Annotated in this window: 15 protein-coding genes; 7 read left to right on the plus strand and 8 right to left on the minus strand. The window is 64.7% G+C overall.

All coding sequences use genetic code 11. The annotated features are described in order from the left end of the window. Nucleotides 1-66: 66 nt before the first annotated feature. Both T331_RS17660 and T331_RS0107110 read right to left on the minus strand, forming a co-directional pair. The gene (locus T331_RS17660) at nucleotides 67-729 is read right to left on the minus strand and encodes a DUF1345 domain-containing protein (RefSeq protein ID WP_162173887.1); all 663 of its coding nucleotides are present in this window, start codon (nucleotides 727-729) and stop codon (nucleotides 67-69) included. Between the two features lie 24 nt (nucleotides 730-753). After that, a complete protein-coding gene (locus T331_RS0107110; protein WP_026439521.1) occupies nucleotides 754-1080 on the minus strand; it encodes a cupin domain-containing protein in 327 nt (108 codons plus the stop codon). Nucleotides 1081-1283: 203 nt separating this feature from the next. Here T331_RS0107110 and fusA point away from each other — a divergent pair, with 203 nt between their 5' ends. The 3 genes from fusA to T331_RS0107125 all read left to right on the plus strand — a co-directional run bounded on the left by fusA (nucleotide 1284) and on the right by T331_RS0107125 (nucleotide 5970). Continuing rightward, nucleotides 1284-3365 carry an elongation factor G gene (gene fusA, locus T331_RS0107115; RefSeq protein WP_008493401.1) on the plus strand — a complete coding sequence of 694 codons (2082 nt, stop codon included), beginning with the start codon at nucleotides 1284-1286 and terminating at the stop codon, nucleotides 3363-3365. A 155-nt stretch (nucleotides 3366-3520) separates the two neighbouring features. Then, on the plus strand, nucleotides 3521-4813 hold the full coding sequence (locus T331_RS0107120) for a hypothetical protein (RefSeq protein WP_026439522.1): 1293 nt from the start codon (nucleotides 3521-3523) through the stop codon (nucleotides 4811-4813). Between the two features lie 5 nt (nucleotides 4814-4818). After that, entirely contained in the window at nucleotides 4819-5970 is a 1152-nt protein-coding gene (locus tag T331_RS0107125) for a glycosyltransferase family 2 protein (RefSeq protein ID WP_051622235.1), read from the plus strand. A 32-nt stretch (nucleotides 5971-6002) separates the two neighbouring features. Here T331_RS0107125 and alaS read toward each other — a convergent pair whose 3' ends face one another. Then, nucleotides 6003-8633, minus strand: coding sequence for an alanine--tRNA ligase (gene alaS, locus T331_RS0107130; RefSeq protein ID WP_026439524.1), 2631 nt, complete (start codon nucleotides 8631-8633; stop codon nucleotides 6003-6005). A gap of 208 nt (nucleotides 8634-8841) precedes the next feature. Then, nucleotides 8842-9891, minus strand: a complete 1050-nt coding sequence (gene recA, locus T331_RS0107140; protein ID WP_026439525.1) for a recombinase RecA — start codon at nucleotides 9889-9891, stop codon at nucleotides 8842-8844. Between the two features lie 355 nt (nucleotides 9892-10246). Between recA and T331_RS0107145 the strand changes: the two genes are divergently transcribed. After that, nucleotides 10247-10675, plus strand: coding sequence for a GFA family protein (locus tag T331_RS0107145; protein ID WP_026439526.1), 429 nt, complete (start codon nucleotides 10247-10249; stop codon nucleotides 10673-10675). A gap of 60 nt (nucleotides 10676-10735) precedes the next feature. Here T331_RS0107145 and T331_RS0107150 read toward each other — a convergent pair whose 3' ends face one another. From T331_RS0107150 to T331_RS20535, 4 genes are all read right to left on the minus strand, one after another. Then, nucleotides 10736-11962, minus strand: coding sequence for an argininosuccinate synthase (locus T331_RS0107150; protein WP_026439527.1), 1227 nt, complete (start codon nucleotides 11960-11962; stop codon nucleotides 10736-10738). Nucleotides 11963-11971: 9 nt separating this feature from the next. Further along, on the minus strand, nucleotides 11972-12937 hold the full coding sequence (locus T331_RS0107155) for a sterol desaturase family protein (RefSeq protein WP_026439528.1): 966 nt from the start codon (nucleotides 12935-12937) through the stop codon (nucleotides 11972-11974). A 106-nt stretch (nucleotides 12938-13043) separates the two neighbouring features. Continuing rightward, nucleotides 13044-14039, minus strand: a complete 996-nt coding sequence (locus tag T331_RS0107160) for a YncE family protein (RefSeq protein ID WP_026439529.1) — start codon at nucleotides 14037-14039, stop codon at nucleotides 13044-13046. Then, nucleotides 13934-15247, minus strand: coding sequence for an O-antigen ligase family protein (locus T331_RS20535; RefSeq protein WP_051622236.1), 1314 nt, complete (start codon nucleotides 15245-15247; stop codon nucleotides 13934-13936). Before T331_RS20535 ends, T331_RS0107160 begins: the two co-directional genes overlap by 106 nt. Nucleotides 15248-15458: 211 nt before the next feature. Here T331_RS20535 and T331_RS0107170 point away from each other — a divergent pair, with 211 nt between their 5' ends. From T331_RS0107170 to T331_RS17670, 3 genes are all read left to right on the plus strand, one after another. Beyond that, nucleotides 15459-16223 carry an alpha/beta fold hydrolase gene (locus T331_RS0107170; RefSeq protein ID WP_026439530.1) on the plus strand — a complete coding sequence of 255 codons (765 nt, stop codon included), beginning with the start codon at nucleotides 15459-15461 and terminating at the stop codon, nucleotides 16221-16223. Beyond that, a complete protein-coding gene (locus T331_RS0107175) occupies nucleotides 16220-17326 on the plus strand; it encodes an NAD(P)/FAD-dependent oxidoreductase (protein ID WP_026439531.1) in 1107 nt (368 codons plus the stop codon). Before T331_RS0107170 ends, T331_RS0107175 begins: the two co-directional genes overlap by 4 nt. A 164-nt stretch (nucleotides 17327-17490) precedes the next feature. Next, entirely contained in the window at nucleotides 17491-17871 is a 381-nt protein-coding gene (locus T331_RS17670; protein ID WP_051622237.1) for a response regulator transcription factor, read from the plus strand. Nucleotides 17872-17993: the final 122 nt, after the last annotated feature.

Below are 17993 nucleotides of genomic sequence, written 5' to 3' on the forward strand. Positions count from 1 at the left end.
CTTGAAGGATCGACATAATGGCCAGATGAATGACGATCTGGGGCAGCCCCTAAATAAAACCACCCTTCAAAGCAGCGACGCCGCGATATTCACCGACAGCGCCAGAATCACCGTATTGAACAGAAACCCGATCAGCCCCTGCAAGGTCGCCAGCCGGCGCAGCTTCTTCGAGGTGATGTTGCAGTCCGAGACCTGAAACGTCATCCCCAGCACGAAGGAGAAATACACGAAATCCAGATAATCCGGCGTCTCGTCCTTGGGGAATTCGATGCCGCCATCCACGGTCTCGCCGCCCAGATCGTAGGAATAATATTCATGCGCGTAGCGATAGGCGAAGGTGAGCTGCGTGACCGCCCATGAAAGTGTCAGCGTGACCACGACGAAGCCGAGATACGCGCCGGTGAAATGTGCCTTCTGGTTGGCGGCGTGGGAGAACAGGAAGAGGGAGACGAAGCTCATCACCGCGCCCAGCACGGTGAGGCTGAACACGGTCCATTCGCCTTCCTGATGGGCTTTCGCGTCCTCGCTGATGTCGCGCTCTTGCGTGAGGGTGAAGACCAGCAGGGTGGTGACGAGATAGAGCAGGCTGCCGATATCCCAGGCCGCCACCGCACGGATCGCCGGGTTGGTCACCGCGAACATCAGCACCCAGCTCAGCAGGCCGATGGCGTAGCAGGCGGTGAAATAGGGCCGGGCGCGCAGGATCTGGTAGAGGCGGAAGGATTTCATGAACAGCATAAGGGCGCGCCGGCCCTAGTTTTCCAGGGCGGCCAAGGCCGGGGAGAGTTTCTTTATCTCGATCTCCACGAAGGCCATCGGGCCCGGCCCGCCATTGCGCACATCGTGCTGCACCCCGGCATCCCGGACATACGCGTCGCCCGCCTTGCGCGGGATGCTGTGAACCGTGGCGCCGTCATGCACCTCCATCAGCGCGTCGGTCAGCATGACCACGTAATAGGGCCAGCCATGGCTGTGCCAGCCCGTCACCGCCCCCGGCTCGAAATCCCAGCGTGTGATGCGCAGCTGCGCATCGTCCTGCTGCACGGTTGAGGTGGCGGGAAGGGTGCAGGCGAAGGCCATGGGAACCTCTCGGATTATCGGTCCGCAAGCTGTAACACGCTCCAAGCGATTGAAAAGGCGTGGATGCGGCGAAAAGCGTCATAATCCCCCTGCAATCGGGGTTGCCAAATGCCCCGCTCTGGCTCAAAAGCCGGGCGAACAGCGCGGCCTGATCCAGGCGGCGCCGTACTTGTTTGACATTTTATTCGCCCGTGGAGGCATCGATGGCTGAGACAGACCTGAGTAAGATCCGGAATATCGGGATCACCGCGCATATCGACGCGGGCAAGACCACCACCACGGAGCGCATCCTTTACTACACCGGCGTGTCGCACAAGATCGGTGAAGTCCATGACGGCAACACCACCACCGACTATATGGCCCAGGAGCGTGAGCGCGGCATCACCATCACCTCCGCCGCGGTGACCTGCGAGTGGAAAGAGCACGCCATCAACATCATCGACACGCCCGGCCACATCGATTTCAACATCGAGGTGAACCGCTCCCTGCGCGTGCTCGACGGCGCCATCTTCATCATCGAGGGCGTGGCCGGCGTGCAGCCGCAATCCGAGACCAACTGGCGCCTGGCCGACCGTTACAACGTGCCGCGCCTGATCTTCATCAATAAGCTGGACCGGACCGGCGCCGATTTCTATCGCGCCTTCGACACGTTGAAGGAGAAGCTGGACATCGTGGCGCTGCCGCTGCAGCTGCCCATCGGCATCGAGGAAAACTTCCTCGGCGTGGTCGATCTGGTCGAGATGAAGGCGATCATCTGGGAAGGCGGCGAGCTCGGCGCGAAGTTCCATGATGAGGAAATTCCGGCCGACATGCTGGAGAAGGCCAAGGAGGCCCGCCAGGTCCTGCTCGACACCGCGCTGGCGGTGGACGATGCCGGCATGGAAGAATATTTCGAGAAGGGCGACGTTTCCGTCGAGACCCTGAAGCGCGCGATCAAGACCGGCACCATCACCGGCGCCTTCCGCCCGGTCATGTGCGGCACCGCCTTCAAGAACAAGGGCGTGCAGCCGCTGCTGGACGGCGTGCTGGATTACCTGCCGTCTCCCGTGGACGTTCCGGGCATCAAGGTCGCCCCGGAAGAGGGCCAGGAAGAGGATCCGAACGCCCGCCGCATCAAGGCCGACCCGAACGCCCCGTTCGCCGGCCTCGCCTTCAAGATCATCAACGACAAATACGGCTCGCTCACCTTCGTGCGCGTCTATGCCGGCACGCTGAAGAGCGGCGATTCGGTGCAGAACACCACCAAAGGCCACAAAGAGCGTATCGGGCGCATGTACAAGATGCACGCCGATAAGCGCCAGGAAATCACCGAGGTTTCCGCCGGCGACATCGCCGCCTTCGTGGGGCTGAAGGACACCGGCACCGGCGACACGCTGGCCGCGTCCGAGGACCCGGTGGTGCTGGAGCGTATGGCGTTCCCGGTCCCGGTGATCGACATCTCCGTCGAGCCGAAGACCAAGGAAGGCATCGAGAAGATGACCATCGGCCTGCAGAAGCTGGCCTCCGAGGATCCCTCGCTGCGCCTGAAGACCGACCAGGAAACCGGCCAGACCATCCTCTCCGGCATGGGTGAGCTGCATCTGGAGATCATCGTCGACCGTCTGAAGCGCGAATATGGCGTGGACGCGAATATCGGCGCGCCGCAGGTGGCCTTCCGCGAGACGATCACGAAGGAGCACACCGAGACCTACACCCACAAGAAGCAGTCCGGTGGGTCGGGCCAGTACGCCGAGGTCAAGATCGTGTTCGCCCCGCGTGAGCGTAACGAAGGCATCGAGTTCGAGAACAAGGTCGTCGGCGGTGCGATTCCGAAGGAATACATCCCGGCCGTGGAAAAGGGCATCAAGAACCAGGCCGATACCGGCGTTCTGGCCGGCTTCCCGACCGTGGATTTCTCCTTCTCGCTGGTGGACGGCAAGTACCATGACGTCGACTCGAGCGCCCTGGCGTTCGAAATCGCCGCCAAGGCCTGTTTCCGCGAAGGCATGAAGAAGGCCGGCCCGGTGATCCTGGAGCCGATCATGGACGTCGAAGTCACCACCCCGAACGACCATGTCGGCGACGTGGTGGGCGATCTCAACCGTCGTCGCGGCATGATCCAGAACCAGGAAGCCTCCGGTTCCACCGTGATCGTGCGCGCGCATGTGCCGCTGAAGGAAATGTTCGGCTACATCTCGAACCTGCGTTCGATGACCAAGGGCCGCGCCTCCTTCACCATGCAGTTCCATCACTATGATCCGGTGCCGCGCAACGTCGCCGACGAGATCATGGCCAAGAGCGCGTAAGCGCGGAAGTCTTTACAGAGAGCGCGTAAGCGCGGAGTTTTTGACCGAGAGCGCGTAAGCCTCTCGCCCAGACCAGAAAACGGCGCCTTTGGGCGCCGTTTTTTTTGGGGCGACGCGGTTTGACAAGCCGACTCCCGACACGGCAGAGACAGGCCATGCAAGATGGCCGGATGGAGCAGACCAGCACGCAACCCCCATGGCGCCCCCGCGCCGGCTTCATCACCCTGATGCTGCTGGGCTTCGCCCTCGTCGTGCTGGTGCGGATGCCGCAGATCCTGGCGCAGGGCGGGCGCTTCTGGGCGGAAGAAGGCGTGGTCTATTTCGCCAATAGCTGGAACTGGCCCTGGTATCAGGCCTGGTTCGCCATCCATACCGGCTATATCAATTTCATCGCGGGTTTCGGCACTTGGCTGGGGCTGCAGCTGGGCGGGCTCGACCATGCGCCGCTGGTGACGGTGCTGCTGGCGCTGCTGGTGCAGGCGCTGGCCCCGTTCATCATCCTCACGCACGACTTTCCCTGGCGGCGCAGCCGGCTGGCTTGCGCTTCGGCGGTGCTGCTGTGCGCGGTGCCGCCCGGCACCGCCGAGGTCTGGCTGAATACCATCACCAGCCAGTTCCATCTCGGCCTGGCGGCGGCGCTGATCCTCGCCGCCCCGCCGAAAACCAAACGCCTGTTCGTGCTCGATGCGCTGCTGCTTGCCGTCGGCGTGCTCTCCGGCCCCGCCACCAGCTTCCTGCTGCCTTTGTTCCTGCTGCGCGGCGTGCTCACCCGCAGCCGGGTGATGCTGCTGTTCAGCCTGATCCTGCTGGCCGGGTTCGGCCTGCAGCTCGGCATTTATCTCACCCATCCGGTGCCGGCGCGCAGCGGGCAGGCTTCGCTGGCGACGCTGCTGGCGGTGATCGCGCTGCACGGGCCGGTCATGGCCTTCACCGGCATGCATGGCGCCGCTGTCATCGGCCGCTGCTTCCTTGCCCTGCACCAGGCCCAGGCGCTGCTATGGCCACCGGTGCTGATCCTCGTCCTGTTCTACGCGCTGCTGGGCTGGCTGGTGGCGGGGGCGCGCTTTGGCCGCGCCACGCTGGCGCTGCTGCTGGCGGCGCAGATCGTCATCCTGTTCGTCTCGTTCGATAAAGCGCTCTCGCCGGACTTTACCGACAGCATGGGAGCGGGCTGGGGCGGGCGCTACGCCTTCATCCCGCTGGTGCTCACCGGGCTGATCCTGACCGGCGCGGTCTGCGCCACCAGCTGGGCCCGCCGCGCCGTGGCGTTTTTCGCCTTGCTGCTGGTGCTGGTGGTCGGCGTGAGCAATGACCGCACCGGCACCGCCAATTTCGCCAACGGCCCGGCCTGGGGCCCGCAGGCCAAGGCCTGGCAGGTCCGGCACTGGAACATGTTCAAAATCTGGCCCGGCACCACCGGCTGGATCGTCGCGCTCGGGCATCGGTGATCCCGATGCCCGAGCTCAGCATTGTCATGCCCTGCCTCAATGAGGCGCAGACCCTGCCGCTCTGCATCGCCAAAGCCAGAGCGTTCCTGGCCTCGCATGGCATCGAGGGCGAAATCGTCATCGGTGATAACGGCTCCAGCGACGGCTCGCAGGAGCTGGCGCGGGCTTTGGGCGCCAGGGTGGTGGATGTGCCGCGGCGCGGCTATGGCGCGGCGCTGCATGGCGCGGTGAGTGCGGCGCGCGGGCGCTATTGCATCATGGGCGATTCCGACGACAGCTATGATTTTTCTAAGCTGGCGCCGTTCCTGCAGGCGCTGCGGCGCGGTGTAGATCTGGTCATGGGCAACCGCTTCGCCGGCGGCATCAGCCCGGGGGCGATGCCCTGGAAAAACCGCTATCTCGGCAACCCCGTCCTCTCCGGGCTGGGGCGCTTCCTGTTTCGCACCCCGATCAAGGATTTCCATTGCGGCCTGCGCGGGTTCAGCCGCGACGCCTTCTTGCGCATGGATCTGCGCACCACCGGCATGGAGTTCGCCTCCGAAATGGTGATCAAGGCGGCGCTGCTGGGCATGCGCATCGAGGAGGTGCCGACCACGCTGGACAAGGATGGCCGCGCCCGCCCGCCGCATCTGCGCCCCTGGCGGGATGGCTGGCGGCATCTGCGCTTCATGCTGCTATTCTCGCCGGCCTGGCTGTTTCTTTATCCCGGGCTCGGGCTGGCATTGCTGGGGCTGGGTCTGGGCGGGGCGCTGATGACCGGGCCGCTGCGGATCGCCGGGGTGAGGCTGGATCTCGGGGCGCTGCTTTATTGCGTGACGATGGTGGAGCTGGGGGCGCAGGCGGTGATCTTTGCCTGGCTGGCGCGCGCTTACACCATCCAGGAAGGGTTGCTGCCGGCCTCGCTGCGCATGCGCCGTCTGGAGCCGCTGGTGACGCTTGAAAACGGGCTGCTGCTCGGGCTGGGGCTGCTGCTGCTCGGGCTGGGGCTGCTGGGCTGGGCGATCGCGATCTGGTCGCAGGCCGGGTTCGGCAATCTCGATGTCGGGCGGATCGCGCGCATTATCATGGGCTCGTCGCTGGCCCTGTCGCTGGGCATGGAGGTGCTGCTCTCCAGCTTCCTGCTGTCCACGCTGCGGCTGCATATCCGGGAAAATTAAAGGCGGCCCGAAGGCCGCCTTTATCGGGGGGATCAGCCCGCCAGCGCCGACTTGATCGCCGCCAGCGCCGCGCCAGCCTGGCCGGCACTGGGCGCGCCCGCCTGGGCCACGGCCTTGTTGCCGCCGCCGCCCTGGCCGCCCGCCGCCGTCGCCGCCGCGCGCACCAGCTCCACCGCACTCTGCGGCAGATCGTCGGACACCGCGACCACGATGGCGGTCTTCTGCTCGGCGGTGGAGACCAGCGCCACCACGCCCGAGCCCAGCCCCTTCAGCAGCTCGGTGGCAATCGGCCGCAGCTCCTTGGCCGCGACATCGCCGACATTGCGCAGGATCGCCTTCACCCCGTTAATCTCTTCAGCTTCCGAGGCGGTGGCCAGCACCAGCTTCTTCTGCAGCTCCGCCACCTGGCGCTCCAGCCGCTTCTTGTCGTCCTGGAGCTGGGCGATGCGCCCCGGCAGCTCGGCGGGCGGCGCCTTGATCGAGGCCGCAGCCTCGGCCAGCAGCTTGGACTCCGCCTCGATCGCGGCAATCGCCGCTTCCCCGGCCAGCGCCTCGATGCGGCGAATGCCCGCCGAGACCGCGCCCTCGGAGACGATGCGAAACAGCCCGATATCGCCGGTGCGGCTGACATGGGTGCCGCCGCACAGCTCGATCGACCAGGCGGATTTGCCCTCAGCCGGCCCGCCCATGGACACGACGCGAACCTCGTCGCCATATTTCTCGCCGAACAAAGCCATCGCCCCCAGCTTTACCGCCTCATCGGGCGTCATCAGCCGGGTGGTGACTTCGGCATTCTCGCGGATATGCGCATTCACCTCGCGCTCCACCTGCGCCAGCTCCTCGGCCGTGACCGGGCGGGGCTGGGAGATGTCGAAGCGCAGCCGGTCCGGCGCGTTCAGCGAGCCTTTCTGGGTCACGTGCGGCCCAAGCGCCCGGCGCAGCGCCTCATGCAGCAGATGGGTGGCGGAATGATGCGCGCGGATGGCGCCGCGGCGCTCATGGTCCACGCTGGCCACCACCGCCTGGCCGACACGGGCGGTGCCCGCCTCCACCACACCGATATGCACATAAAGCGCGCCCAGCTTCTTCTGGGTGTCGGTGATGCGGATGCGCAGATTATCCGGGCCGGTGATATAGCCGGTATCGCCCACCTGGCCGCCGCTCTCGGCGTAGAACGGGGTCTGGTTGAGCAGGATATAGGCGGTCTGCTCGGGCAGGGCTTCGTCGGTCGGCTGGCCGTCCACCACCAGAGCGGTGATGCTGCCCTCGGCGGTCTCGGTGGAATAGCCGAGGAATTCTGTGCCGCCGAGCGTCTCGTTCAGCTCGAACCAGATTGTCTCGGTGGCGGCATCGCCGGAGCCGGCCCAGGCGGCGCGGGCGCGGGCCTTCTGCTCGGCCATGGCCTCGTTGAAGCCGTCCACATCCACGCTCTTGCCCTCTTCGCGCAAAGCGTCCTGGGTCAGATCCAGCGGGAAGCCGTAAGTGTCATAGAGCTTGAAGGCGACGGCGCCGGGCAGGGCGGCGCCTTGGGCCAGCCCCTCGCTCTCGCTCTTCAGCAGCGAGATGCCGCGGTCCAGCAGCGCGCGGAAACGGTTTTCCTCCAGCTGCAGCGTCTCGGTGATCAGCGCCTCGGCCTGGTTCAGCTCGGGGAAGGCCTGGCCCATCTGGCGGGTCAGCGCCGGCACCAGCCGGTACATCAACGGCTCCTTGGCGCCCATCATGTGCGCATGGCGCATGGCGCGACGCATGATCCGGCGCAGCACATAGCCGCGCCCTTCATTGGAGGGCAGCACGCCATCGGCGATCAGGAAGGAGGAGGAGCGCAGATGATCCGCCACCACGCGATGGCTGATGCGGAAGGCGCCGTCCGGGTCCTGGCCGGTTTCCTCGGCGGAGGCGAGGATCAGCGCGCGCAGCGTGTCCGTGTCGTAATTATCGTGCTTGCCCTGCAGGATGGCGGCGAAGCGCTCAAGGCCCATGCCGGTATCGATGGAGGGGCGGGGCAGGGGCGTGCGCGTACCCGGCGGGCCTTCCTCATATTGCATGAAGACGAGGTTCCAGATCTCGATGAACCGGTCGCCATCCTCATCCGGGGAGCCGGGCGGGCCGCCTTGGATCGAGGGGCCGTGATCATAGAAGATCTCGGAGCAGGGGCCGCAGGGGCCGGTATCGCCCATGCGCCAGAAATTATCATCGGTGGGGATGCGGATGATGCGCTGATCCGGCAGCCCGGCGATCTTCGCCCACAGGCCGGCGGCCTCGTCATCGTCGTGATAGACGGTGACCAGCAGCTTGTCCTTGTTAAGCCCGAAATCCTTGGTCAGCAGCGTCCAGGCATGGAAGATCGCCTGTTCCTTGAAATAATCGCCGAAGGAGAAATTCCCCAGCATTTCAAAGAAGGTGTGGTGGCGGGCAGTGTAGCCCACATTGTCCAGATCATTATGCTTGCCGCCGGCGCGCACGCATTTCTGCGAGGAGGTGGCGCGGTTATAAGGGCGCTTTTCCTGGCCGGTGAAGACGTTCTTGAACGGCACCATGCCCGCATTGGTGAAGAGCAGGGTGGGATCGTTGCGCGGCACCAGAGGGGCCGAGGGCACGATCTGGTGGCCATTGCGGCCGAAATAATTCAGGAAGGTGGCGCGGATATCGTTGCTGGTGACCATGTGGGCTGGATTACAAGGCGGACGGGTTTTCGCCAAGCCCGCCCGCCTTCGGCGCGCGGGCCAAAAGGAGCAAAAGTTTTTTGGTGCCGCTTTTTTTCAAAAAAGCGGCGAAAAGACGAAGGCCGGATCGCCCCTTAAGGGGGCGTCCGGCCTTCGTCAGAAAGGGGACTTTTTGAAAAAAGTCCCCTTAAACCCCCAAAAACTTTTGTCAGTCTTCCCCGGCTTCTTCCCCGCCATCGGCGGCCATCAAAGCCTCGCCCAGCGTCGAAGACTGATCGCGGATCTTCTTCTCGATGCTCTCCGCCACTTTCGGGTTATCGCGCAGGAACTGCTTGGCATTCTCCCGCCCCTGGCCGATGCGCTGGCTGTCATACGAGAACCAGGCGCCGGATTTCTCCACCACCCCGGCCTTCACGCCGAGATCCACCAGCTCACCGGATTTGGAAATCCCCTCGCCGAACATGATGTCGAACTCCACCTGCCGGAAGGGCGGGGCCAGCTTGTTCTTCACCACCTTCACCCGGACATGGTTGCCCGTCACCTCGTCGCGCTCCTTGATCGAGCCGGTGCGGCGAATTTCCATGCGGATGGAGGAGTAGAATTTCAGCGCATTGCCACCCGTGGTCGTCTCCGGATTGCCGAACATCACGCCGATTTTCAGGCGGATCTGGTTCAGGAAGATCAAGGTGGTGTTGGAGCGCGCCACCGAGCCGGTGATCTTGCGCAGCGCCTGGCTCATCAGGCGGGCATGCAGGCCGACATGGCTGTCGCCCATCTCGCCTTCCAGCTCCGCGCGCGGCACCAGCGCGGCGACGGAGTCGATCACCAGCACATCGATCGAGCCGGAGCGCACCAGCGTATCGGCGATTTCCAGCCCCTGCTCGCCGGTATCGGGCTGCGAGATCAGCAGATTATCCACATCCACGCCGAGCTTGCGGGCATAGATCGGGTCCAGCGCGTGCTCGGCATCCACGAAGGCGCAGACACCGCCGCGCTTCTGCGCCTCGGCCACCGCATGCAGCGCCAGGGTGGTCTTGCCGGAGCTTTCCGGGCCATAGATCTCGATCACGCGGCCGCGCGGCAAGCCGCCGATGCCCAGCGCCAGGTCCAGCCCGAGCGAGCCCGAGGAGATCACCTCGATCGCCTCATTGCCGCCCTTGGCGCCCATGCGCATGATCGAGCCTTTGCCGAAGGCGCGCTCAATCTGCGCCATCGCGGCGTCGAGCGCCTTGTTCTTTTCGAGATCGGGTTTTGCCATCGTCGTCACTGTCGCCATGAAAGGTGCCTCCGGAGCGTCCAACATCGACTCGATTTCTGTCAAACGAGCTTTTTTGCTTGCGGTGGATGCAACCATAGCGTGTTTTCCTGACCTTGCCAGAGGGAATCGTTAAATCGCATCCTGACACGGCGAGAACAAATTAGCAACATGATCGTTAATAAATTGTTCGCCGTTTGTTCGTGATTTATGGAGGAAATATTGTGATTCGGTAATGTGTATAGAACATTTGCTGAACTTCGCTTCAGGCCGCGCTTTGATCCATTCCGGGACAGGGTTTGACGGCCCAGCGCGGCGCGCCATGCTGAGCCATCCAAAAGCAACAAGGCGAGGAAAAATGAGCCAGATCTATCAAGGTGCGTGTTTTTGCGGGGCGGTGGAGCTGACCGTGAGCGGTGATCCGGAGGCGATGGGCTATTGCCATTGCCGCTCCTGCCGCTCCTGGTCGGGCGGGCCGGTGAATGCGTTCACGCTCTGGAAGCCCGAGGCGGTGAAAGTGACCAAGGGCGGGAGCGAGGTGGCCACCTACGCCAAAACCGAGGCCAGCCATCGGCAATATTGCCGCAAATGCGGTGGCCATCTGATGACGGCGCATCCGGGCTTCGGGCTGGTGGATGTGTTCGCGGCGACGTTGCCGACGTTGGATTTCAAGCCCGGCGTGCATGTGAACTACGCCGAGACGGTGCTGCCGATGAAAGACGGCCTGCCCAAGCTGAAAGACTTCCCCGCCGAGCTGGGCGGCAGCGGCGAAATGGCACCGGAATAAAAGAGCAAAAGTTTTTAAGGGGTCTGGGGGGATTTTTACAAAAATCCCCCCAGCTCTTTCTTACAATCCGCCGCCGCGGCGCCCGATCGACGCCCCCAGCCGCAGCCGCAGCGCATTGAGCTTGATGAAGCCCGCCGCATCCTGCTGGTTATACGCCCCGGCATCGTCCTCGAACGTCACCATGCGGGTATTGTAGAGCGAGTTCGGGCTCTCACGCCCGGTGACGATCACATTGCCCTTATAGAGCTTCAGCCGCACCGTGCCGGTCACGGAAGCCTGGCTGGTGTCGATCAGCGCCTGCAGCATCCGCCGCTCCGGCGAGAACCAGAAGCCGTTATAGATCAGCTCCGCATAGCGCGGCATGATGCTGTCCTTCAGGTGCCCGGCCTCGCGGTCCAGCGTGATGCTCTCGATGCCGCGATGCGCCGCGAGCAGGATGGTGCCGCCCGGAGTCTCGTACACGCCGCGGGACTTCATGCCGACGAAGCGGTTTTCCACCAGATCCAGCCGGCCAATGCCGTTGGCTTTGCCGTATTCGTTCAGGCGGGTGAGGATGGTGGCCGGCGAGAGCGCCTCGCCATTGATCCCCACCGCGTCGCCGTGCTTGAATTCGATGGTGATTTCGGTGGCCTGATCCGGTGCGGCCTCCGGGGAGATGGTGCGCTGATACACGATCTCATCCGGCCCCACCGCCGGGTCTTCCAGCACCTTGCCTTCGGAAGAGGAGTGCAGCAGGTTGGCATCCACCGAGAACGGCGCCTCGCCGCGCTTATCCTTGGCAATGGGGATCTGGTTGGTCTCGGCATATTCCAGCAGCTTGGTGCGGCTGGTCAGTTCCCATTCGCGCCAGGGGGCGATGACGCGGATATTCGGGTTCAGCGCGTAATAGCCCAGCTCGAAGCGGACCTGGTCATTGCCCTTGCCGGTGGCGCCATGGGCGACGGCATCGGCGCCAACCATCTCGGCGATCTCGATCTGGCGCTGCGCGATCAGCGGCCGGGCGATGGAGGTGCCCAGCAGATACTGGCCCTCATACAGCGCATTGGCGCGGAACATCGGGAACACGAAATCCTTCACAAAGGTCTCGCGCAGATCCTCGATGAAGATCTCCTTGATGCCGAACATCTCCGCCTTCTTGCGGGCCGGCTCCAGCTCCTCGCCCTGGCCGAGATCGGCGGTGAAGGTCACCACCTCGCACTGATAGGTGTTCTGCAGCCAGCGAAGAATGACCGAGGTGTCCAGCCCGCCGGAATAAGCCAGGACGACCTTTTTGACTTTCTGTTCCATGCTGGCTGCTTATGACGCGGCGCGGCCAATGCCAAGGCTTGCCCAGCTCTTTCCCAGGGCCTGCCAGAATAATTTCAGCCCGGTCGCCTGCTGGGCGAGGTAGGAGCCGCTCACCAAGGCCGCCGGCGCGCGGGCATCGCCGGTGGGCAGATATTCATCGCGGAAATCGGCGGTGCGGAAGATGATGTCCCAGACCGGGAATACCGAGGCGTAATTGCAGCTATGCCGCCCGGCGGCGCGCAGCCCGTGATGGAAGCGGTGAAAGCGCGGCGAGACGAACAGCCATTCCAGCGGCCCAAAGGAGGCGCGGATATTGGCGTGGCTGAGGCTTTCGATGAATTTCATCGCCATCAGCAGCAGCGGGAATTGCAGCGGCGGGATGCCGATGAGCAGCCCGATGGTGAAGAACCAGAAAAAGCTGATCACATCATCCAGCAGATGGTTGCGGTCATCGGACCAGAAGCTCATCTGCGTCTGCGCATGGTGCAGCGCGTGCAGCGCGTACCACCAGCGGAAGGAATGCGAGAGCCGGTGGCGCCAGTAATCGGCGCAATCCAGGATCAGCGCATAAACCAGGAACGTCACCAGCGGATGCCCGAACAGGCCCGGCACCAGGCTGTCCAGGGTCGGCGGGATGAAGCCATGCTCGACCAGCAGCCCGGTGGACCAGGTCTGCACCTGGTAGAACAGCACGAAGGTGACGATGGGGGTGACGCCGACGCGGTTGAGGAAGGTGTAAAACACATCCACCAGCACCGCCTTGTTGTCCGGCCAGCGTTCCACCGGCCGCCAGGCCTCCAGCGGCAGGCAGACCGCGTAGGTCACCAGCACCGCGAATATCCCATAGACGCAGATCAGGCACCAATCGAAGGCGAGATCGTCCCAGGCCATCCAGTGCAGCCGGAACAGCACCGGCAGCACCAGATACTGGTCCATATACCCGGCGATGTTGGAGAAGAGACGATCGAGACCCATACCCAAACCCCATGCAGGACTGGCGGCAACCCGCCTTTATAGCGCCCGCCCGCCGCAAAAAGCGAGAGGGCAAAAGCCGTTGTTACAAAGGCTTAAATGACGGCCCTCAGATCCGCTCGGCGGTGATCCGCCCTGGCTGGCGCAGCATGGTGTTGAGGAAGATGCCATGCGGCGAGCGTCCGACCGGGATGGAGCTATAATGGCCGCTCACCGGGTCGAGGATCGCCACCGATTCCGCGTAACGCAGGCAGATCCAGATATTCCCCTCCGGGTCGATACCGATATCGTCCGGCCCGCCGGGGATTTCATACTGGCGCAGGATCTGGAAGCTGACCGGGTCCAGCGCGGTCAGGCCGGTCTTCCCCGGGCCGCGATTGGAGACGTAGAGGATCTGCTTTTTGGTATCCAGGAAGATGTTATGCGCGCCATCGCCGGTGACGACGCGCCGGGTGATCTGTCCGCTCACCGGATCGACCTCGACAAAGCCGCGCCCGCCCATGATGCAGCACAGCACTTTGCCGCGATGCCAGAGCACGCCCGCCGGGGTCTCGCCCACCGTCACCGCCCAGCGCTGGGTCATGCTGGCGAGGTCGAAGGAGACCAGCGTGTTGGAATTCTGCATCGAGTTGAAGGACCAGCGGCTGTCCGGCGAGAAATCCAGATGGCTGGGCCAGCGCCCGGGCTTGAAGCGCTTCACCAGCCGCAGCGTGGCGCCGTCATAAACATCCACGAAATCCAGCCGCAGCGCGTTGACCATCAGATATTTGTTATCCGGCGTGTAGCCGAGCTGATACGGGTCGGCGATGCGCTTGCGGCCCAGCGGCGCGCCGGTGATCGGGTCGAAGATGAAAATCGCATTGCCCGAGGCATCGCAGATGAAAAGCTGGCGGCGGTCGGGGGTCAGGCACCAATGGCTGGGCTCGCGATAAGCCGGCTCGGTCCCCACCACCTGCCGGCTCGCCATGTCGATCAGGCTGATCGAGCCGGCGGCGGAGTTCAGGACGAAGGCGAGGGGGGGCGTTGCCGCCAGGGCCGGAGCAGCCCCGGCGAGGGCGAGGGGCAGGGCGGCGGGCAGGGCGATGGCGGTGCGGCGAGTGAGCATGCTGCCCCTGTAGACCCGTTTTGTGCGTTTGCGAAGATGGCGCTTACACACAAGAAGAACGCCGAGGCGGTGCCGGCGATCAGGGTATTGTCGGTCAGGGATTGCACGGCGAATGCAATGAAAATCAACCGCATCAGCCAGGCCTGCCGGGCCGGCAGAAGCGCCGTGCCGCGCGCGACCCAGAGCAGCATCAGCCCCAGCAGCAGCCCCAACCCCAGCACCCCGCCCTCGGTGCCGATGCGCAGATATTCATCATGCGCGGCATTGGTGCCGATCAGCCGGGCCAGCGGCGCGCTGAGCGGAATGATGATCTTGCCCGCCCCCACCCCCCAGCCCACCCAGGGGGATTGCGTGATCGCATTCCAGAAATACGGCCAGACCAACGTGCGGTTGGACAGGTTGTCCGCCAGCCCAAGCCGGGTCATGTCCACCACCCGCAGAAACTCCAGCTGGCTGAAACAGAGCGCCAGCAGCGCCAGCAGCGCCCCCGCCAAGGCAAGGGCCCGCAGGCAGCCGCGCTGGGCCAGCAGCGCCGCCAGCGTGAGGCCCCCCAAAGCCAGCGGCGAGCGCGCCCCGGTGAGCAGGATGATGGTGAAATTGATCCCGGCCAGCAGCGCCACGGCCCGGCGCGGCCGCGCCGCCAGCTCCAGCACCCCGGCATACAGCCCCACCAGCGCCGCCCCGGCCAGAAAGGGCGGTTGCCCATCCCCACCCAGCCGCAGCGCCCCCAGCTCGAGCGTGTAGAACCGGTCCAGCCCCGCCAGCGCCAGCATCGCCGCCACCCCCACGGCGCAGAGCGGGGCGATCATCACCGCCCGGCAGGCGGCGCGGCTGAAGCCCTCATCCTGGCGGACAAAGCCGAACAGAAACGGCGCGGCGGAGCCGACCAGCGACCGCGCCGAGGCTTCCAGGCTCAGTCCCGGATGCAGCCCGTGGATCAGCCCGACGCAGAACATCACCAGAAACGCCAGGGACGGATTGCCCACATCCCGCCGCGGCCCGTAGCGCCAGAGTGCCCCGGCCAGCACCAGCAGCCCGTAGAGCTTGAGCAGCCCCGCCGTCGCTTCCAGGCTGCCGGTGGCGCCACTCAGCCAGCCATCCGGCGCGGTGGCCAGCGCCAGCACCCACAGCACCAGCCCCACCCGCGGCCGCATCAGGGCCAGCAGCACGAGCGGCAACGTATAAACCACAACCAGGAATTGCAGCATGGCTCGTCATAACCCATTTCTGAGGTCGTTTCAAAAGTCTCTATGGCGAGTCGCCAGGCGGTGATTTGTGAGCACCGGAGCGGAGCGTACTTAAGGTACGTGAGCACCGGAGCGCAGCAAATCACCGCTTGGCGGCCGCCAGAGTGGCTTTTCAAACGGCCTCCGTCAGCCGCGCTTGTGATTTCTTCCTGATGCGCCAAAGATGATGCCCATGAAATTAAACGTGTCCGAGGCCGGTGACGGCCCGCCGCTGGTGCTGCTGCATGGCCTGTTCGGCGCCGCCCGCAATCTCGGCGTGCTCACCCGGGCCTTTTCCGCGCATTACCGCGTCTTTGCGCTGGATCTGCGCAACCATGGCGACAGCCCGCGCGGGCCTGAGATGAATTACGCCGTCATGGCGCGGGACGTGGCGGAGACGCTCTCCAGCCTCGGCCTCTCCCGGGTGCGCCTCTGCGGCCATTCCATGGGCGGCAAGACGGCGATGATGCTCGCCCTGCAATCGCCCGATCTGGTCGAGCGCCTGGCGGTGATGGATATCGCCCCGGTCAGCTACGAGCATGATTATTCAGGCTTCGTCGAGGCGATGCAGGCGATTCCGCTCACCCCTGGCCTCTCTCGCGGCGAGGCCGACCAGGCGCTGGCCGCCAGCGTCAAAGCCCCGCCGATGCGCGCCTTCCTGCTCAATAACCTCGTCCTCGGCAGCGCCCCGCGCTGGCGCGTTGGGCTGGAGGAGATCGGCGCCAATATGAGCAACCTGTTCCGCTGGGACGATCCGCCGGGTGCCGCCCCCTATGACGGCCCGGCTCTGTTCCTGTGCGGGGCGGAGTCGGACTATGTCCGCCCGGAATACGACCCGGCCATCCGCCAGCGTTTCCCCCGCGCCGAGATTACCCGCGTCCCCGGCGCCGCGCACTGGCTGCATGCGGACAAGCCCGAGCAGGTGATCGCCGCGCTGCAGGAATTCTTCGCGGCATGAGCCAGGATTTCGGTGTCATCGTCATCGGTGCCGGCATGGTCGGCGCCTCCATCGCCGCCAATCTCATCGGCACCCATAAGGTGGCGCTGGTGGAGGCGGAGGAACAGGCGGGCTTCCATACCACCGGCCGTTCTGCCGCCATCTGGATCCGCAATTACGGCCCCCCCGCGGTGCGCGTGCTCACCGGCCTGTCGCGGGATTTCTACAAAGCCCCGCCGGCGGATATCGGCACCGACCATCTGGCGGTGGACCGCGCCATCCTCTATCTCGCCCCGCCCGCACAGGGCCAGCAGCTGGATGATCTGATCGCCCAGGATCTCGGCATCGAGGAAATCCCGCTGTCAAAGGCCAAGGAACTCTGCCCGGCCCTGATCGAGGGCTATGCCAGCCGCGCCGGGCTGGAGTCGGACGGGTTCGACATGGATGTGGCCGGGCTGCACCAATATTATCTGCGCCGGATGCGCCAGGGTGGGGGGCAGCTGCTGCTTCGCAACCGCGCCGGGCGGATCGCGCGCAAGAGCGGCCTCTGGGCGGTGGAGACCTCCGGCGGGCTGACCATCACCGCCCCCATCGTGGTGAATGCCGCCGGCGCCTGGGGCGATGAGGTGGGCAAGATCGCCGGCCTCGCCCCGCTCGGCCTCGTCCCCTGCCGGCGCACCGCCGCCATCATCGACCCAGGCCCGCACCAGGTCGCGCACTGGCCGCTGGTGCAGTCCGCCGCCCATGATTGGTATGCCAGGCCGGAGGCGCGATCCAAGCTGATGGTCACACCTTGCGATGAAACTCCGGATGTGCCGCATGACGTGCAGCCGGACGAGCTGGACATCGCCATCGGCATCGACCGCATGCAGCAGGCGCTGGATATTCCGGTGAAGCGCATCGAGCATAGCTGGGCGGGGTTGCGCACCTTCACCCCTGACCGCTCGCTGGCCTTTGGCTATGACAAGGCAGTGGAGGGGTTTTTCTGGGCGGTGGGGCAGGGCGGCTATGGCATCCAGACCGCGCCGGCCGCCTCGGCGCTGATCGCCGCCATGGTCCGGCATGAGGATCCTGGCGCGGCCGGGGTGGTGATCCCGGAGATCGACCCGATGCGCTTTCGCTGAACCCGGGTTTCAAAGCCGCGAGGGCTTTTCAAACGGCCTTTGGCATTGCCGTGCCGGGACGGGTGGCTTAGCCTGAAGCCGGAAAAACTTGAATTGTGCGTCATGCTCCCGATATTCGGTGGCAAAGATCAATTCTTTGGGGCACTGGCGTAAAGGGGCATGAGTTGCGGATTTTACTGATCGAGGACGACAAGAACGTCGTCTCCTTCGTGCTCAAAGGCATGCGTGAGGCTGGGCATAATGTCATTCACGCCGAATCCGCCCAGGCCGGCCGCGAGCGTGCGGCGCGGGAGAGCTTCGACGTGATCATTCTGGACCGTATGTTGCCGGAGAAAGAGGACGGTCTGGTGCTGCTGTCGCATTTGCGGGCGCAGAAGATCGAAACCCCGGTGCTGATTCTCTCAGGACTGGGCGAGCCGACCAACAAGGTGGCGGGCTTGCGCGCCGGCGGGGATGATTATCTGGCGAAGCCCTTCGCGTTTTCGGAGCTGCTGGCGCGGGTCGAGGGGCTGGCGCGGCGTGGCGGGATCACCCGCACCGCCTAGCGTCCCTTATGTTTCAAAAGTTTTTGGGGGTTGAAGTGGACTTTTTTCAAAAAGTCCCCTTCGTCCGGCGGCATTCCACCGCTGCTGCGCAGCGGCGGAACCTTCGCCGCCTGCGCCCAAAA

Source organism: Acidocella facilis ATCC 35904, assembly GCF_000687875.1.
GTDB classification, from domain to species: domain Bacteria; phylum Pseudomonadota; class Alphaproteobacteria; order Acetobacterales; family Acetobacteraceae; genus Acidocella; species Acidocella facilis.

What these genes read in the sequence shown, in the direction of transcription:
- T331_RS17660 (WP_162173887.1), bottom strand. Translation starts at nt 729, where the DNA reads ATGAAATCCTTCCGCCTCTACCAGATCCTGCGCGCCCGGCCCTATTTC.
- T331_RS0107110 (WP_026439521.1), bottom strand. Translation starts at nt 1,080, where the DNA reads ATGGCCTTCGCCTGCACCCTTCCCGCCACCTCAACCGTGCAGCAGGAC.
- fusA (WP_008493401.1), top strand. Translation starts at nt 1,284, where the DNA reads ATGGCTGAGACAGACCTGAGTAAGATCCGGAATATCGGGATCACCGCG.
- T331_RS0107120 (WP_026439522.1), top strand. Translation starts at nt 3,521, where the DNA reads ATGCAAGATGGCCGGATGGAGCAGACCAGCACGCAACCCCCATGGCGC.
- T331_RS0107125 (WP_051622235.1), top strand. Translation starts at nt 4,819, where the DNA reads ATGCCCGAGCTCAGCATTGTCATGCCCTGCCTCAATGAGGCGCAGACC.
- alaS (WP_026439524.1), bottom strand. Translation starts at nt 8,633, where the DNA reads ATGGTCACCAGCAACGATATCCGCGCCACCTTCCTGAATTATTTCGGC.
- recA (WP_026439525.1), bottom strand. Translation starts at nt 9,891, where the DNA reads ATGGCAAAACCCGATCTCGAAAAGAACAAGGCGCTCGACGCCGCGATG.
- T331_RS0107145 (WP_026439526.1), top strand. Translation starts at nt 10,247, where the DNA reads ATGAGCCAGATCTATCAAGGTGCGTGTTTTTGCGGGGCGGTGGAGCTG.
- T331_RS0107150 (WP_026439527.1), bottom strand. Translation starts at nt 11,962, where the DNA reads ATGGAACAGAAAGTCAAAAAGGTCGTCCTGGCTTATTCCGGCGGGCTG.
- T331_RS0107155 (WP_026439528.1), bottom strand. Translation starts at nt 12,937, where the DNA reads ATGGGTCTCGATCGTCTCTTCTCCAACATCGCCGGGTATATGGACCAG.
- T331_RS0107160 (WP_026439529.1), bottom strand. Translation starts at nt 14,039, where the DNA reads ATGCTCACTCGCCGCACCGCCATCGCCCTGCCCGCCGCCCTGCCCCTC.
- T331_RS20535 (WP_051622236.1), bottom strand. Translation starts at nt 15,247, where the DNA reads ATGCTGCAATTCCTGGTTGTGGTTTATACGTTGCCGCTCGTGCTGCTG.
- T331_RS0107170 (WP_026439530.1), top strand. Translation starts at nt 15,459, where the DNA reads ATGAAATTAAACGTGTCCGAGGCCGGTGACGGCCCGCCGCTGGTGCTG.
- T331_RS0107175 (WP_026439531.1), top strand. Translation starts at nt 16,220, where the DNA reads ATGAGCCAGGATTTCGGTGTCATCGTCATCGGTGCCGGCATGGTCGGC.